We start from the raw sequence: 15,863 nt of genomic DNA on the forward strand, positions 1-15,863 counted from the left end.
GCGTATTCGCCGCCGCCGAAATTGAAGCGGTCGGACGTGAACGCGCCGCGGCCGTTCATCGACATGTCTTCCATGCTCGCGTCGTTACGCGGGCTGTTGGCGCGGAACTGGCCGCCGTACAGGCTCAGGCCGTTGATCTCGGTGGAGGTGACCTGACCGCCGCGGAAAGTCTGCGGCAGGGACCGGCCATCGTCAGAGCGCAGGATCGGCAGCACCGGCATCCATTCGCCCACTTTCAGCTCAGTTTTCGACACCTTGGCCTTGAGTGCGACACCCAGGCGACCGAAATCATCGGCCGGGTGGCCACCGTCATGAACCGGCAACAATCCGGTATTGGCGGTGCCGCGACCACCGTCGAGCTTGAGCGAGTACATGCCCAGCACGTCCATACCGAAACCCACTGTGCCCTGAGTGAAGCCGGACTTGGCGTCGAGAATGAAACTCTGGGTCCATTCCTCGGCTTTGCCTTGGGCGTTAGCCGGGTTGGTGAAGTTGCGGTTGATGTAGAAGTTGCGCAGGTTGAGATTGACCTTGGCGTCCTCGACAAAACCCGACTCTGCGGCCAGGACGGGCAGGGTGGCGCCAGACAGGGCGATAGCGATAAGACTGGGGAATAAATGCTGTGTAGGTTTCATGGGCATGTCTCTTGTTTTTGTGGGCAAAGCGGGTCGCTGCCGCAACCTTGGGTTGCAGTCGACACGGTGGAGCTGGACGGTAAGGCGATCGAAGGATCAGCCGGATGAGGCGGGGTCTATGGGCATGGCATCGAACCTGTTGTTATTGGTTTTGTGCCAGGGATGGTGAAGGGCCGGCTGGGATCGGTTCAATTGTCGTTTGCGGGTTTTGGGCGATTATCGAACGGCAAAAATTGATTGGATCTTTGTGGGAGTGAGCCTGATCGCGATGGCGGCCTACAGTCGGCCAGGATGTTTTTGACTGAGTACATATCCATTTCGCGGTAACGGCGACTTAGGGTTCCGCCCTTACGGCGGGTCACTTTCGAAAAGCGCGAAGCCGGCCCAGGCGAAAGTAACCAAAGCGCTCTTGCCCCACCACTCGGCACCTCGCTTAGGCTCGGTGTGCCCTCACTCCGGCATTGCTCCGTGGGCCCGCCGCGAAGGGCCATCCATGGCCCAGCGCGGCTATCCCGGCATCCATGCCGGGATGCCCACTGCGCAACGCCTGCGTTCGGCCAGCGTGGTTAACGGGGCGCCCGAGATCAACGTCCACCGCGAGGCGGCCTAGTAGCCGACCTGGCTCTCCCGGTCGTACGCCGATCCCATTGTGAGAGCGAGCCCGCTCGCGAAGGCGGTCTGACAGCCGACCTGTCTCTCCGGCCATACCCCGATCCAACTGTGGGAGCGAGCTTGCTCGCGATGGCGGAGGGACAGTTTGCGGTGGTGTTGGATGTGCTGGCGTCATCGCGAACAAGCTCGCTCCCACAGGTTTTTGTATCGTGTGCGAATGTTGTGAACACCCGCAAACCTATGTGGGAGCGAGCCTGCTCGCGATAGCGTAGGGTCAGTTTGCGGCGATGTTGGATGTGCTGGCCTCTTCGCGAGCAAGCTCGCTCCCACAGGAGGAACGCGATCACCAAAAATCAGGTCGGCTATCAGGCCGCCTCGCGGTGGACGTTGATCTCGGGCGCCCCGTTAACCACGCTGGCCGAACGCAGGCATTGCGCAGTGGGCACCTCGGCATGGATGCCGAGGTAGCCGCGCTGGGCCATGGATGGCCCTTCGCGGCGGGCCCACGGAGCAATGCCGGAGTGCGGGCATGCCGAGCCTAGGCGAGGCACCGAGTGGTGGGGCAGAAGCGTTTTGCTTACTTTCGCCTGGGCCGGCTTCCGGATTTTCGAAAGTGACCCGCCGTAAGGGCGGAACCCTAAGTGGCCGTTACCGCAGAAACGGATATGTACGCAATCAACAAAACCCTGGCCGACTGTCAGGCCGCCATCGCGGGCAAGCCTTGCTCCCACACAGCGTGCACAAACAAAAAGCCCACCTTCCGGTGGGCTTCGTGTTTCAGCGTTCAGGCATCAAGTCAGAACAGTTTCAACGGCGGCGCTTTCTCCGCCACCGGTTCGTTCTTGCCGGGTTCGGCATTCCAACCACCGCCCAACGCCTTGTACAGATTGACCTCGCTGGTCAGTTGCGCCAGGCGGTCGGTGATCAGCGATTGTTGGGCGCTGAACAACTGACGTTGGGCGTCGAGGAAGGTCAGGTTGCTGTCGACACCGATGCGATAGCGACGCTCGGCCAGGCTGTAGTAGTCCTGGTTGGCGGCGACGAAGGCGGTCTGGGCCTGCAACTGTTCATTGTAGGTCCGGCGTGCGGCCAGGCCGTCGGAGACTTCCTGAAACGCGGTCTGAATCGACTTCTCGTAATTGGCGACGTTGATGTCTTTCTGGATTTTGGCGTAATCCAGGCTTGCCCGCAGGCTGCCGGCGTTGAAGATCGGCAGGTTGATTTGCGGGGCGAAGGTCCAGGTGCCCGAACCGCCCTTGAACAGGCCGGACAGGTCCGGGCTCAGGGTGCCGGCGTTGGCCGTCAGACTGATGCTGGGGAAGAACGCGGCCCGTGCGGCGCCGATGTTGGCGTTGGCGGCCAGCAGGTTGCGTTCGGCCTGGAGGATGTCCGGGCGACGTTGCAACAGGTCTGACGGCAACCCCGCCGGCACTTCGCTGAGCAGGTCATCGCTCAGCGGTTGGGTGCTCAGGTTGGACGGCAGACCGGTGCCCAGCAGCAGGGTCAGGCTGTTTTCATCCTGAGCCACCTGGCGGGTATAGCGCGCCAGTTGTACGCGGGCGTTTTCCACCGCCGTGCGTGCCTGACTCAGGTCCAGGGCCGAGGCCACGCCGACTTCGGCGCTGCGGGAGGTCAGCTTGAGGCTTTGCTCGTAGGTGCCCAGGGTTTCCTGGGTCAGCTTGAGCAGTTCCTTGTCGGCCTGCCAGGTCAGGTAGGCGTTGGCAACGCTGGCCACCAGGCTGATCTGGGTACTGCGACGGGCCTCTTCGGTGGCGAAGTAGCTTTGCAACGCTTGCTCGCTCAGGCTGCGCACCCGGCCGAACAGGTCCAGTTCATAAGCACTGATGCCCAGGGTCGCGGAGTAGGAGCTGCTGATGGCTGCCTCACCGGTTTGCGACGCCCGTGCCGGCACTCGCTGACGGCTGCCGGAACCGGTGGCCGAGACCGCCGGGAACAGGTCCGCCCGCTGGATGCGGTATTGCGCGGCGTAAGCATCGATATTCAGCGCCGCGACGCGCAGGTCGCGGTTGTTTTCCAGGGCAACCTGGATCAGCTGTTGCAAGGCCGGGTCATGGAAAAACTGTTTCCAGCCCTGTTCGGCGGCGGCCTGGCTGGCCGCCTTGGCCGGCTCGTAGGCCGGACCTTGCGGGTACTGCGTGGCGACCGGTGCTTCGGGCCGCTGATAATCGGGGATCAGCGAGCAGCCGCTGAGCACGACGGCGGCGATGGTCAGAGAGAGGAGCGACTTGCTCATTGGCCAGCCTCTTTAGAAGTTTCAGGAGTGTCGTCCTGGTCGATATTTTTGCGACGGCCTATCGACGACACAGTCACGAAGAACAATGGCACCCAGAAAATCGCCAGGATGGTGGCGGTCAACATACCGCCGATCACACCGGTGCCGATGGCGTGCTGGCTGCCTGAACCTGCGCCGGTGGAAATCGCCAACGGCACCACGCCGAGAACGAACGCCAGGGACGTCATGATGATCGGCCTTAGACGCATCCTACAGGCTTCAATGGCGGCTTCCACCAGCGTGCGGCCCTGTTCGTGAAGTTCCTTGGCGAATTCCACGATCAGAATAGCGTTTTTCGCCGCCAGACCGATGGTCGTCAACAAGCCCACCTGGAAGTACACGTCGTTGGACAGGCCGCGCAGGCTGGTCGCCATCAAGGCACCGATGATCCCCAGTGGTACCACGAGCATGACCGCGATCGGAATCGACCAGCTTTCATACAGCGCAGCCAGGCAGAGGAATACCATCAGCAGCGACAAGGCGTACAACGCAGGCGCCTGGGAGCCGGAAAGACGTTCCTCGTAGGACAGACCCGTCCAGGAAATACCGACGCCGGCCGGCAGTTTCTGGGCGATGGCCTCGACTTCGGCCATGGCTTCACCGGTGGAGTAACCCGGGGCCGGGGACCCCAGAATTTCCATCGCTTCCACGCCGTTGTAACGGGCCAGTTTCGGCGAGCCGTAGACCCACTCGCCCTTGGCGAATGCGCTGAACGGCACCATAGTCCCGGCGCTGTTGCGCACATACCACTTCTGCAGGTCTTCGGGGCTCATGCGTGCATTCGGCTGACCTTGGACGTACACCCGCTTCACCCGACCACGGTCGATGAAGTCGTTCACGTAGCTACTGCCCAGGGCAACCGACAGGGTGTTGTTGATGTCCGAGAGGGTGATGCCCAGGGCGCTGGCCTTCTCGTCATCGATTTCCAACTGGTACTGCGGCTCGTCATTCAGGCCGTTCGGACGCACCTGGGAGAGAATCTTGCTCTGGGAAGCCATGCCCAGGAACTGGTTACGGGCTTCCATCAGCTTCTCATGGCCGATGCCGGCGCGGTCCTGCAGGAACACGTCGAAACCGGTGGCGTTACCCAGTTCCATCACCGCCGGCGGAGCGAAGGCAAACACCATTGCGTCGCGGAAGGTGAAGAAGTGTTGCTGGGCGCGGCCAGCGATTTTGAACACGGTGTTCTCAGCGTCACGCTCTTCCCACGGTTTGAGCATGATGAACGCCAGGCCGGAGCTCTGGCCACGACCGGCGAAGTTGAAACCGGTCACGGTGAACACCGAGGCCACGCCATCGCCTTCACCGCCATCCTTGCTTGGACGCAGCAGGAACTCGCGCATGTTGTCCACCACCACCTGGGTCCGTTCGGCGCTGGAACCAGCCGGGGTCTGCACCTGGGCAAACAGCACGCCCTGGTCTTCTTCCGGCAGGAACGCCGTCGGGATGCGGGTGAACAGCCAGACCATGCCAACCACGATGATCACATAGGCTAGCAGGTACGGCGCCTTGTGCTTGAGCATGTTGCCCACGCCGCGCTCGTAGCTTCTGACGCCGCGGTCGAAGGTGCGGTTGAACCAGCCGAAGAAGCCGCGTTTCGGCGTGCCGTGCTCACCCTTGGGAATGGGCTTGAGCATGGTGGCGCACAGGGCCGGAGTGAAAATCAGGGCCACCAGTACCGACAGGGCCATGGCCGAGACGATGGTGATGGAGAACTGCTTGTAGATCACGCCGGTGGAGCCGCCAAAAAACGCCATCGGCAGCAGTACCGCCGAGAGCACCAGAGCGATACCCACCAGGGCGCCCTGGATCTGGCCCATGGATTTTTTGGTGGCTTCCTTGGGTGACAGGCCTTCTTCACTCATGACCCGTTCGACGTTCTCCACCACGACGATGGCATCGTCCACCAGCAAACCGATGGCCAGCACCATGCCGAACATGGTCAGGGTGTTGATGCTGAAGCCGAATGCCGCGAGGATCCCGAAAGTGCCGAGCAATACCACCGGCACCGTCATCGTGGTGATGATGGTGGCGCGGAAGTTCTGCAGGAACAGGAACATCACCAGGAACACCAGGGCAACCGCTTCGATCAGGGTTTCAACCACACCCTTGATCGACTCGCTCACCACCGGTGTGGTGTCGTAGGGGAACACCACTTCCAGGCCTTGCGGGAAGAACGGCTTGAGATCTTCGACGGTCTGGCGCAGGGCCTTGGCCGTGTCGAGGGCGTTGGCACCGGTGGCCAGTCTCACTGCCAGACCGGAGGCCGGGGCACCGTTGAACTGGGCATTGATGCTGTAGCTCTCGCCGCCCAGGGCGACATCTGCCACGTCGCCGACGCGCACTTGCGAGCCATCCGGATTGACCTTGAGCAAGATGGCCTTGAACTGTTCGGCGGTCTGCAGGCGGGTCTTGCCAATAATGGTGGCGTTCAGTTGCTGACCGGGCAGGGCAGGCAAGCCGCCGAGTTGGCCGGACGCGATCTGGACGTTCTGCGCGGAAATGGCGTTGGTCACATCTACCGGGGTCAGGCTGTAGTTATTCAGCTTGGCCGGGTCGAGCCAGATTCGCATTGCGTACTGGGCACCGAAGACCTGGAAGTCACCGACACCGGCTGTGCGCGAGATCGGGTCCTGCATGTTGGACACGATGTAGTTGGACAGGTCTTCCCGGGTCATGCTGCCGTCGCGCGACACCACGCCGATCACCATCAGGAAGTTTCTCACTGACTTGGTCACGCGGATGCCCTGTTGCTGCACTTCTTGCGGCAGCAGCGGGGTGGCCAGGTTCAACTTGTTCTGGACCTGGACCTGGGCGGTATCGGAGTTGGTGCCTTGTTCGAAGGTCGCCGTGATGGTCATGCTGCCGTCGGAGTTACTTTCCGAGGAGACATAACGCAGGTTATCGATGCCGTTGAGCTGTTGCTCGATGACCTGCACCACGGTGTCCTGCACGGTCTGCGCGGATGCGCCCGGGTAGGTGACCTGGATCGCAATGGCCGGCGGCGCGATGCTGGGGTATTGGTTGATCGGCAATTTGAGGATCGACAGGGCCCCGACCAACATGATCACCAGGGCGATAACCCAGGCGAAAATCGGACGGTCGATAAAAAATTTCGACATGGTTTACTCCCCTTTGCCGCCGGCGGCTTTGTCAGCTGCCTGTGCGGGGGCCGGGTTCTTTGCGCTAACGTTGGTGGCCTCAGTGGCTTTGACTTCCACCCCTGGCCGTACGTACTGCAACCCTTCGGTGATCAGGCGATCGCCAGCCTTGAGCCCGTCTTCGATCAGCCACTGGCTACCGACGGTACGGCTGGCCTTGAGCTGGCGCAGCTCGACCTTATTGTCCGGGCCCACCACCAGGGCGGTCGGCATGCCTTTGAGGTCGCGGGTCACGCCTTGCTGCGGCGCAAGAATCGCCGCGCTGTTGACCCCGGCCTGCAATTGCGCGTGGACGAACATGCCCGGCAGCAGGGTGTGGTCAGGGTTAGGGAACACCGCGCGCAGGGTTACCGAACCGGTGGTCTGGTCGACCGACACTTCGGAGAACTCCAGCTTACCCTCATGGGCATATTGGCTGCCGTCTTCCAGGGTCAGTTTGACCATGGCGGCGTTGTCGCCAGCCTTCTGCAGGCGGCCGCTTTCCAGTTCACGGCGCAGTTGCAGCAGTTCCACGGAACTCTGCGTCACGTCGACGTAAATCGGGTCCAGTTGCTGAATGGTTGCCAGGGCATCGGCCTGGCCGTTGCTCACCAACGCACCCTCGGTCACCGAGGAGCGACCGATGCGACCGGAAATCGGTGCGTAGACCTTGGTGTAGCGCACATTGATCTGGGCGGTCTGCAGATTGGCTTCCGACTCCAGGCGGTTGGCCAAGGCGGTGTCGTATTCCTGGCGGCTGACGGCCTGTTCGTCCACCAATTGTTTATAGCGATCGGAAATGGACTTGGTTGAGCGCAGGTTTGCTTCTGCACTTTTGAGGGTCGCTTCGTACATGGCCGGGTCAATCTGATACAGCTGCTGGCCAGCCTTGACGTCGGCACCTTCCTTGAACAGACGCTTGAGGATGATGCCGTTGACTTGCGGACGAACTTCCGCGATGCGGAACGCGCTGGTGCGACCGGGAAGCTCCGACGTCAGGGTGAACGGCTGGGTCTTGAGGGTTACGACGCCGACCTGAGGAGCCGGTGCGGCAGGTGCCGCCTCTTCCTTTTTACATCCGCTGAGCAGCGATGCCAGGGCGATGGCGGTAACCAGAGCGGTAACAGCTGGCTTGAATTGCATGGAAATCCTCGGGTCCAGGCGCGTAAGAGGCGCACAAGAAAGTGGAAGGTGAAAAAGAGCGAGATAAACAATTAGTAGGATGCTAAGAAATATACTTACGTACACGGTTGTTTGTAAACACCCAAATTGCGTACCATCGGTATTTACAAAAGCCTGACAAAAGGCCTGCGCAGGTCGCAGAAGCGTTGTGAAGAACGCCGCCTCACATTTTGTTCAGTTGATCCTTACGCATTGCTTACGCATCCTGATTGAGGTGTTTACTGCCATGGTCCGTCGTACCAAAGAGGAAGCTCTGGAGACTCGCAGCCAGATACTCGAAGCGGCCGAAAAAGCCTTTTTCGAGCGCGGTGTGGCCCGCACGACACTGGCTGACATCGCGACGCTGGCCGGTGTAACGCGCGGTGCCATCTACTGGCATTTCAGCAATAAGGCGGACCTGCTCCAGGCCATGCTCGATACCTTGCACGAGCCGCTCGACGATCTGGCCCGCGCCAGTGAAAGTGAAGAGGAGCTTGACCCCCTGGGTTGTGTTCGCAAGCTGCTGGTGCGGTTGTTCCAACAGGTGGCCCTGGACCCGAAAACCCGACGCATTAATGAGATTTTGTTTCATAAGTGCGAATTCACCGATGAAATGTGCGATTTGCGCCAGCAGCGGCGCCAGGTCAGTCTCGATTGCAACGTGCGTATCGCGTTGTCGTTGCGCAATGCGATGAAGCGTGGCCAGTTGCCGGACGATCTGGATCCCGAAAGGGCAGCGGTCGCCATACATGCATACATCGACGGCATTTTGTACCAGTGGCTACTGGCTCCCGACAGCTTCGCACTGGCGGGTGAGGCCGAGCGCTGGGTGGAGATCGGGCTGGATATGCTGCACCTGAGCCCCAACCTGCGCAAATAAAACAAAATGCTCAATTTCATCGGTTTGTGTCAATAGCTGAACGGCGAGGACCCCGCCGGGCCTTGATCCCGGCAGAGTCATTTATAGACGAACTGCAGACACGTTGATCGCTCGCGATTCGCGATTGTGCAGGAGGATTATGGCGTGTTGATGTACCGGCGCCATTGAGGCGCCTGTACTTGTCGTGCCGGCCTGTTACCGACCCTCTGGTTTATTCAACAATGAGGCGCACGGAATAGTTGAAAGGGGGTTCGAGCATCTTCTGGAAGATTTCCGAGCGGCAGGTGTATTCACCATTGCCGGTATACGCAGTTTTGCTTTTCCTGTTTGGCCTGTAACTGGATTCCAGGACGCCAAAACCGATGGGGGCTTCAAAGCGGGTTTGCATTTGGCAGCCGAAGTTGAAGGTGCTCATTTGATAGGAGAGAACTAATTCAATCGGTTTGATTTTTCTCAGCGTCGGTTGCCAGCCAGCAGCGGGATAAGTGAATTTCCTGTTATGGGCGAAATAGAATTCGCGGGTTGTTTTGGCGGGGACATCATAAGCGCTCAAGGACATGTCCGGGGGCGTGGGTTGCTCACTTAAAATGTTGGTCATTTCCAAGGCGTGAGAAGTTTTGTTTACCAGCTCCACGGTGATGCCGGTGTTGGCCAGGCTGGTGGCGACGGCTGCCGGTCCCAGTAGCAGAGCGAGGATTAAGTTTTTCATCATGTTCATTGTAATGTGTCTCTCATGTATTACGAGGCGCGCTAAAGCCTGCGTAAGATAATGGCGCGTAATTGAAGTTACTCGGTTTAGTGTTATTTTTTACAAGAATTTAAGTTGCTTATTAAGTTTGATAGATGTCGGTTAAATCCATTGGTTGAGTGGGTTGTTGTTCGGGCTTATTATTAACGCTGTCCGGTGTGTTAATCCATAGTGAGTAAGTGTGGTGTTGTTATTTGATGTTTCGATTTCTGCGGAGTTTGATTGCGTCAGCCGTCAACAGATGTAAAAAAGCCCCGGCTCTTGCGAGTCGGGGCTTTTGGTAAGGCCGGTTTTTTATTTACATCACGGGGTAATCGATGTAACCCACCGGGCCTTTCCCATAGAACGTTTCCGGATGCGGCTCGTTCAGCGGTGCGTCAGCTTTCAAGCGCGCCGGTAGGTCCGGGTTGGCAATGAACGGCACACCAAAGGCAACGGCATCCGCTTTGCCCTCGGCCAGCCAGGCGTTGGCGCTGTCCTTGGTGAAACGTTCGTTGGCAATGTACGGGCCACCGAAAGCTTGCTTGAGCTGCGGGCCGATGCTGTCTTCGCCTTCCTTTTCACGGGAGCAGATAAAGGCGATGCCACGCTTGCCCAACTCGCGGGCCACATAGCTGAAGGTTTCCAGGCGGTTCTCGTCGCCCATGTCATGGGAGTCGGCGCGTGGTGCCAGGTGCACGCCAACCCGGCCGGCGCCCCAGACTTCAATGGCAGCGTCGGTCACTTCCAGCAGCAGGCGGGCACGGTTTTCCAGGGAGCCGCCATAGTTGTCGGTGCGCTGGTTGGTGCTGCTTTGCAGGAACTGGTCGAGCAGGTAGCCGTTGGCGCCATGGATTTCCACGCCGTCGAAACCGGCGGCCTTGGCGTTCTCGGCGCCTACGCGGTAAGCCTCAATGATATCGGCGATTTCCTCGGTTTCCAGCGCGCGTGGCGTCGGGTAGTCGGCCAGCGGACGCACCAGACTTACATGGCCCTTGGGCTGGATGGCGCTGGGCGCCACCGGCAATTCGCCGTTCAGGTAAGACGGATGGGAGATCCGGCCCACGTGCCACAGTTGCAGGAAAATCTTGCCGCCGGCGCCGTGGATAGCCTTGGTCACGTTGCTCCAGCCGCGCACCTGGTCGTTGGACCAGATGCCGGGGGTATCGGGGTAGCCCACGCCCATGGGCGTGACAGAGGTGGCTTCGCTGAGGATCAGGCCAGCGGAGGCACGCTGCACGTAGTACTCGGCCATCAGCGCGTTGGGCACACGGCCGGCGTCGGCACGGCAGCGGGTGAGCGGCGCCATGATGATGCGGTTCTTCAGCTCGATGTCGCCGAGTTTGATTGGATCGAAAATAGTCGTCATCAATTACAGCCTCGAAAGTTAAGGGTTAAAAGTCAGTGAGTGGCAGGGGCCAGGTCGGCATTGCCGCCCTGGCGGAAAGTGATCAGGGTGACCAGCAGCGCCAGCACGGCCAGCGCACCGGCGGCCAGGGGCACGCTGGTCAGGCCCAGGCCGTGGTCGATGACACTGCCGCCGACCCAGGCGCCCAAGGCGTTGCCGATGTTGAAGGCGCCGATGTTCAGGGTGGAAACCAGGTTTGGCGCGTCTTTGCCGAAGGTCACCACGTTGACTTGCAGGGCCGGCACGGCGGCGAAGCAGGCGGTGGCCCAGAGGAACAGGGTGATTTCAGTGGGGATCAGCGCGACGCTGGTCCAGCTCAATACGGTGGACACCACAGCCATGGTGGTGAAAACCCCCATCAACGTGTTCGCCAGGCTCTTGTCCGCCAGCTTGCCGCCGATGATATTGCCCAGAGTCAGGCCCAGGCCGATCAGCACCAGGGTCCAGGTCACGCCGCGGGGCGATACGCCAGTGACTTCTCCCAGCAGCGGGGCGACGTAAGTGAACAGGGTGAACACCGAGGCGGAGAACAGCGCGGTCATGCTCAGGGACAGCCACAGGCCTGCGCCCTTGAGGGCGACGAGTTCCGAGCGCATGTCGAGTTTTTCTTCATCGCGCTTGGCCGGCAGAAAGCGGATCAGGCCGATCAGTGCAATCACGCCGATGACGGTCACGGCCCAGAAGGTCGAGCGCCAGCCGGCTTCCTGACCCAGCGCGGTGCCCAGCGGTACGCCGAGTACGTTGGCCAGGGTCAGGCCGGTGAACATCAGGGCTACGGCCGAGGCGCGCTTGTTGGGTGCCACCAGGCCGGCGGCCACCACCGAACCGATGCCGAAGAACGCGCCATGGCACAGGGCGGTGACGACCCTGGCGAACATCAGCACGTTGTAATCACTGGCGATGGCGCAGAGCAGGTTGCCGACGATGAAGATCCCCATCAGCGCGACCAGGGCGGCCTTGCGCGGCAACCGTGCGGTGGCCAGGGCCATGAACGGTGCCCCGATGGCCACGCCCAGGGCGTAGCCGGTCACCAGCCAGCCGGCGCCGGGAATCGATACACCCAGGTCGGCCGCCACCTCAGGCAACAGGCCCATGATGACGAACTCGGTGGTGCCGATGGCGAAGGCGCTCAGGGCCAGGATGAGAAGTGAGAGGGGCATGGTGGATCCTTGTCGGGTCAGAGCTCTTGGCTCATTTGCTTGAGGAACTGCTGGATCACGTCCTCGTTGCGTTTGAAGAAATGCCATTGACCGACCTTCTGGCTGGTGATCAGCCCCGCCCGTTGCAACACCGCCAGATGGGCGGACACCGTGGACTGCGACAGGCCGCAACGCTGGTCGATCTGCCCGGCGCAAATGCCGAATTCGTGGTTGTGCAACTGTTCGGGGAACTGGACCTTGGGGTCTTTGAGCCAGTTGAGGATGTCTCGCCGTACTGGGTGTGCCAGGGCTTTTATTATTTCGTCGAGGTCGAGGGGCATGGTTGGCTGCTCGGAATGAGTAAAACGCTATATCGCGATGGGGCGAACTTTAAATCGTTATTTCGCGATACACCAATATGGATTTGATCTGAAAACCGAATAAATCGTTATATCGGGTTATAACGATATTGGCGCGGCGGTGCTAAGCTTCGCGCCTTGAACTATCTCGCACACCTGCACCTCGGCGGCCCCGGCCGGGAACGACTGCTCGGCAGCCTCTACGGCGACTTCGTCAAAGGGCCGTTGCAAGGGCTGTACGATCCGCAGATCGAAGCGGCGATTGCCCTGCATCGACGCATCGACATGTACACCGACCGCCACCCCGTGGTGGATATCGCTTTGTCGCGCTTTTCCACCGTACGGCGGCGCTATGCCGGAATTGTGCTCGACGTGTTTTTTGATCATTGCCTGGCCCGGGACTGGGCGCTGTATGGCGAAGGGCCGTTGATGGACTTCACCTCCCAGGTCTACCGAGTGCTCGCCGCCGAGCCGCAGTTGCCTGGGCGTCTGGCGCAAATCGCGCCTTACATGGCGGCGGATGACTGGCTGGGGTCTTATCGAGAATTCGATGTGCTTGGGCAAGTATTGCGGGGGATTTCCCGACGCCTGTCCCGGCCGGAGGAACTGGCCGGGGCCATGGAAGAATTGATCAGGCTCTATGAACCGTTGAGCGAAGACTTTCAGCTGTTCTACCCGCAGTTGCAGGATTTTGCGTTGAGCCAGACAACACGGCAGGGGTGATGTTGGAGCCGGTTCTTGCCGTCACTGAAGTTCAAATGTGTGAGCGAGCCTGCTCGCGATGAAGGCCTGGCAGTCAAGAACCAACTGACTGACCGCTATCGCGAGCAGGCTCGCTCCCACAAGGGCTCTGCATAGGGCCGCCGGATCAGGCCGCGATCGCAGGCCGCATCGGCACTTGCTGCTTTTGTGGGATTTCGCCAAACAATTCCTTGTGCACCGCCTGTTGCGCCTGAAAGGCCAGGGCAGCCCGCTCCTGGCCGTGGCAGGCAATCGGTTCCAGCAGATGGATGTGCACCTCGCCCCGGTCATTGGCGAACAGGCGCATCAGGTGCGACAGCAAATCATCATCGCCAACGAACGGCGCCAGCGAGTCCGGTTCACCGTTGCGCAGGTAGCGGATCGCCACCGGTTGCAGCGCCACGTCCGCATCGATGGCCGCCGACAATAAACGACCGTGGAAAGTGCGCAGGGAGCGGCCATCGGTGGTGGTGCCTTCGGGAAACATCAGCAGCGGATGGGCCTGTTCCAGGTGTCGGCTCATTTGCTTGCGGATCAACTGGCTGTCGCCCGAGCCGCGCCGGATAAACAGGCTGCCAGCCTTGGCCGCCAACCATCCGGCCACTGGCCAGGTGCGTACTTCGGCCTTGGACAGGAAGGACATTGGCGTGAGCATGCCCAGCAGCGGGATATCGGTCCAGGACACATGGTTGCTGACCCACAGCATGGGCTGTTGCGGCATTTGCCCGTGCACCGTCACGCAGAAGGGCAGGGCATTGCTCAGGCGCGCCATGAAAAAACGCGACCAGCGCTGGCGGCGCACCATGGAGTTGGCCACACCCAACCGTTCGAACAGCCCGAATACGCTGGCCATGCTCAGCCCCAGCGTCACCACCAGCAACACTCGCGCGATTCGCGCGTACACCCGCAACCGACTCATCACACCGCTGCCTTGAAGTGGCGGGCGTAGCGTGGGCAGAGTTCGTCACGCTTGAGCAGGATAAACACGTCGGCCACCTGGAAATCCTCATCCCAGCACGGCTCACCGCAAATCTTCGCGCCCAGGCGCATGTAAGCCTTGAGCAGAGGTGGCATTTCGGCGATGACGTTGGACGGTACGTCCAGGGCCGGCAACGGTTTTTTCGGCACCGCCCGCAGGTGTTCGGTGCACAGATAACGTTCGCGCAGACGCTGCATGATCGCTTGGGCCTGGACGCCGCCGTCCTGCATTGGAATGCTCGCGCATCCCATCAGGTAGCTGTAGCCGCCTTCGTTCAGCACCTCGGCCAGTTCGCCCCACAGTACCGCGATGGTGCCGCCGTTGCGGTAGGCCGGATCGACGCAGGTGCGGCCGATTTCCAGGATCGGGCCCTTGAGATGGACCAGGCCGTGAAGGTTGAATTCTTCTTCGCTGTAGAATCGGCCCAGGCTGCTGGCAGCGTGGTGATCGAGCAGGCGTGTCGTCGCCACGAGTCGGCCGGTATTCAGGTCGCGTACGCCGATGTGGGCGCAGTGAACATCATAGTCATCCATGTCCAGACCCATTTCCGCGCCTTTGAGCTTGGCGTTGAATTCGCCGCTGAAGACGTTGAAGCGCAGGGCCTGGGCTTCTTGCAAAGCCTTGGCGCCAATCAGGCGTTCGGCTTGCAGGCGGCGTTCATTGCCAGTGTCGCTGATGCGGGCGATCTGAGTCATAGCGAATCTCCGTGCGGGCTGTTCAGTTGCAGCCGATCGACTTTCTTTATGCAGCCATGTTGTGCAAAGTCAGGCTATGTAGCCCCGGTGTCATCGCCATGAAGCTTTGGTGATGCTTATATGACAGCCCATTGAGGAGCCTCCCATGCCCTGGCAAAACCTGATCGAACGCGGCGAACGGTTGCCCGCCCATCCGGACCTGGCTGAGGGTTATGCGGCCTTGCTGCAACGCCTGGGGCCGGTTACGCCGTTCGAACTGGCCGTCATGGGGGCGCGATTGATGGCAACGCCGGGGTTGGCTTTTCTGGTGGGGTATCAGGCGGCGCTGCGGGTGCTTTGGCCGAGCGCGCCCCAGAGCCTGGGCGCCTTGTGCGCCACGGAGCAGCGCAGCCTGCGCCCGGCGGACATGCAGACTCGCATCACCGACCTGCGATTGAACGGGCGCAAGGATTTCGTTACTGCGGGCGATGCGGCCGAGTGGCTGCTGATTGCCGCCCGCAGCGAAGCAGCCGGCGAGCCGCCGCGGTTGAATCTTGCGGTGGTTTATCCCGGAGAGCCGGGGGTGACCCTGGAAAAACTCCCGGCTATCGCCCTGATGCCAGACATCAGCCATGGCCGGGTGCTGTTGGACGGCGCGCTGTGCGAGTTGTTGGCCGGGGACGGTTGGGACGCCTACGTCAAACCGTTCCGCACCTTGGAAGACCTTTATGTGCTCAGTGCCATGGCCGCCTGGCTGTATGGCGTGGGACAGGAGTGCGCTTGGCCCCAAGCCCTGCAGCTGCGTCTGCTGGGATTGCTGGCCGGTTGCGCTGAAGTGAGTCGTCACAACCCGTCCAGCGCGGCCGGGCATGTGCTGCTGGGTGGGTTGTTCGCTCAGTTCAGCGGGCTCGATGAAGAACTGAACGACGCCCTGGCCGCCGGCCCGGCGTTGTGGCGCGAGATGTGGACGCGAGATAAAGCCGTGATGGACATGGCGGCGGGTGCGCGGGCCAAGCGGTTGGCCAAGGCGTTGGGATAACCCTTTGTGGGAGCGAGCCTGCTCGCGATAGCGGAGTGTCAGTTGACATCAATGCTGCTGAGCCAGCGCTATCGCG

At 60.8% G+C, this 15,863-nt stretch carries 13 protein-coding genes; 3 read left to right on the forward strand and 10 right to left on the reverse strand.

Going from position 1 to position 15,863, the window contains the following annotated elements:
• From CRX69_RS11785 to CRX69_RS11805, 4 genes are all read right to left on the reverse strand, one after another.
• The coding region (locus tag CRX69_RS11785) for an OprD family outer membrane porin (protein WP_157952143.1) at positions 1-635 on the reverse strand (635 nt) is incomplete at its 3' end.
• A 1,408-nt stretch (positions 636-2,043) separates the two neighbouring features.
• Complete coding sequence (gene adeC, locus CRX69_RS11795; protein ID WP_047228033.1) at positions 2,044-3,501, reverse strand: AdeC/AdeK/OprM family multidrug efflux complex outer membrane factor; 1,458 nt, start codon at positions 3,499-3,501, stop codon at positions 2,044-2,046.
• Positions 3,498-6,662 (reverse strand): efflux RND transporter permease subunit EmhB, encoded by a 3,165-nt coding sequence (gene emhB / locus CRX69_RS11800; RefSeq protein ID WP_047228032.1) that lies wholly within the window; start codon positions 6,660-6,662, stop codon positions 3,498-3,500. Before emhB ends, adeC begins: the two co-directional genes overlap by 4 nt.
• A 3-nt stretch (positions 6,663-6,665) precedes the next feature.
• Complete coding sequence (locus CRX69_RS11805) at positions 6,666-7,823, reverse strand: efflux RND transporter periplasmic adaptor subunit (protein WP_157952121.1); 1,158 nt, start codon at positions 7,821-7,823, stop codon at positions 6,666-6,668.
• A gap of 265 nt (positions 7,824-8,088) precedes the next feature.
• Between CRX69_RS11805 and CRX69_RS11810 the strand changes: the two genes are divergently transcribed.
• A complete protein-coding gene (locus CRX69_RS11810; protein WP_047228030.1) occupies positions 8,089-8,721 on the forward strand; it encodes a TetR family transcriptional regulator in 633 nt (210 codons plus the stop codon).
• 211 nt (positions 8,722-8,932) lie between these two features.
• Here the strand turns inward: CRX69_RS11810 and CRX69_RS11815 are convergent, their stop codons facing one another.
• The 4 genes from CRX69_RS11815 to CRX69_RS11830 form a co-directional block, all read right to left on the reverse strand.
• Positions 8,933-9,439, reverse strand: coding sequence for a hypothetical protein (locus tag CRX69_RS11815; RefSeq protein WP_047228029.1), 507 nt, complete (start codon positions 9,437-9,439; stop codon positions 8,933-8,935).
• Positions 9,440-9,767: 328 nt separating this feature from the next.
• Positions 9,768-10,817: an alkene reductase gene (locus CRX69_RS11820; protein ID WP_076386007.1), complete on the reverse strand. Its 1,050-nt coding sequence runs from the start codon at positions 10,815-10,817 to the stop codon at positions 9,768-9,770.
• Positions 10,818-10,849: 32 nt separating this feature from the next.
• The gene (locus tag CRX69_RS11825) at positions 10,850-12,016 is read right to left on the reverse strand and encodes an MFS transporter (protein ID WP_047228027.1); all 1,167 of its coding nucleotides are present in this window, start codon (positions 12,014-12,016) and stop codon (positions 10,850-10,852) included.
• 17 nt (positions 12,017-12,033) lie between these two features.
• The gene (locus tag CRX69_RS11830; protein ID WP_047228026.1) at positions 12,034-12,336 is read right to left on the reverse strand and encodes an ArsR/SmtB family transcription factor; all 303 of its coding nucleotides are present in this window, start codon (positions 12,334-12,336) and stop codon (positions 12,034-12,036) included.
• Positions 12,337-12,492: 156 nt separating this feature from the next.
• Between CRX69_RS11830 and CRX69_RS11835 the strand changes: the two genes are divergently transcribed.
• A complete protein-coding gene (locus tag CRX69_RS11835) occupies positions 12,493-13,077 on the forward strand; it encodes an acyl carrier protein phosphodiesterase (protein WP_047228025.1) in 585 nt (194 codons plus the stop codon).
• Positions 13,078-13,222: 145 nt separating this feature from the next.
• Here the strand turns inward: CRX69_RS11835 and CRX69_RS11840 are convergent, their stop codons facing one another.
• Entirely contained in the window at positions 13,223-14,014 is a 792-nt protein-coding gene (locus tag CRX69_RS11840) for a lysophospholipid acyltransferase family protein (protein ID WP_107322057.1), read from the reverse strand.
• Positions 14,014-14,769 carry an L-ornithine N(alpha)-acyltransferase gene (gene olsB / locus CRX69_RS11845; protein WP_047228023.1) on the reverse strand — a complete coding sequence of 252 codons (756 nt, stop codon included), beginning with the start codon at positions 14,767-14,769 and terminating at the stop codon, positions 14,014-14,016. The genes CRX69_RS11840 and olsB overlap by 1 nt, the downstream gene beginning before the upstream one ends.
• 145 nt (positions 14,770-14,914) lie before the next feature.
• On the opposite strand from olsB, the gene CRX69_RS11850 reads away from it, so the two are divergent.
• Positions 14,915-15,787, forward strand: a complete 873-nt coding sequence (locus CRX69_RS11850) for an acyl-CoA dehydrogenase middle domain-containing protein (protein ID WP_107322058.1) — start codon at positions 14,915-14,917, stop codon at positions 15,785-15,787.
• Positions 15,788-15,863 lie beyond the last annotated feature (76 nt).

The organism is Pseudomonas rhizophila, assembly GCF_003033885.1.
In the GTDB taxonomy this organism is placed as follows: Bacteria; Pseudomonadota; Gammaproteobacteria; order Pseudomonadales; family Pseudomonadaceae; genus Aquipseudomonas; species Aquipseudomonas rhizophila.